Raw genomic sequence first — 970 nt, forward strand, 5'->3', positions numbered from 1 at the left:
TTTCCAACCAGGATAAAATTCGTATGAGCCGTAAAGTCCAATGTCTGGCAAAGGTGCAGTTATAGTATCATCGATAACTTCTGGTGTTGCCACTGCATTGCTGCATAAACTGGTTAAGGTTGAGTCTGGAACGCAAATACCGATAGTGCCTTTAAAAGCTGTTTCGATAAACATGGTATGTAAACCAACTGATACCCCAACAGCGTAATGTGTTCCTTGCCAAATATCATAACCATAGCCAATTCGTAGAATATCAATATTCAGTTCGGTATTCAGTTTGGCGCCAACTTCAATCAGGTAATCTTTTCCATCAATATCTTCAAGAATAAAATCTTGTGATACTGTTTCAGTGTCTGCTTTGCGATCCAACGACTTCCAGTCAATATAAATATTATGACGTTGGTTGAAAGAGTATTTGAATTCAAAATAGGGTAGGTATTGCTCTTCAGCAAGTAGAAGCTCATCTTCGAAATCTACTGGGAATGTTCCGCCAGTTTTAGGGTTTGTAACGATGAAGTTTGAATCAGAGTTAGCATAAAACATACCAATATCAAGGGTATATTTGTCGGTATCAGTTGAGTTGTGAGTTGATAGTTCCGTTTCTGCCGAAGCAGCTCGAGTACCTAGTATCAACAACACTATACAAAAAAAAGATTTTACCATTGAAACTCCGCATTTATTATTTTTTATATCACAGGATATGCGTCTTCATATGATGCTTCTGTCGAATTTAATACCTAATCTATTCAGCGCCGACATCCAAAATAAGGGTCATCAAAAATGCGCAATCATTAACATTAGGTTAAAATAAAAAAGACAAAACTGTTCAACGCATATACTAGCACTTTGTTAATAAATGTGAAGTATTTGTATAGGATTATTGCGCTAAATCAATTTTTCGTTAATAGCTTGAGCTCAACTGTGACAAAACAACCATTTTGACTAGAACCATGATCAATAGAGGGGGGCA

1 protein-coding gene is annotated in these 970 nt (G+C 36.5%); it reads right to left on the bottom strand.

Annotated features, from left to right (window positions below):
• A partial coding sequence (locus H5202_RS23385; RefSeq protein ID WP_182774103.1) for a hypothetical protein occupies positions 1 to 663 on the bottom strand: 663 nt, incomplete at its 3' end.
• Positions 664 to 970 lie beyond the last annotated feature (307 nt).

Source organism: Shewanella sp. SG41-4 (assembly GCF_014164505.1).
Classification (GTDB): domain Bacteria; phylum Pseudomonadota; class Gammaproteobacteria; order Enterobacterales; family Shewanellaceae; genus Shewanella.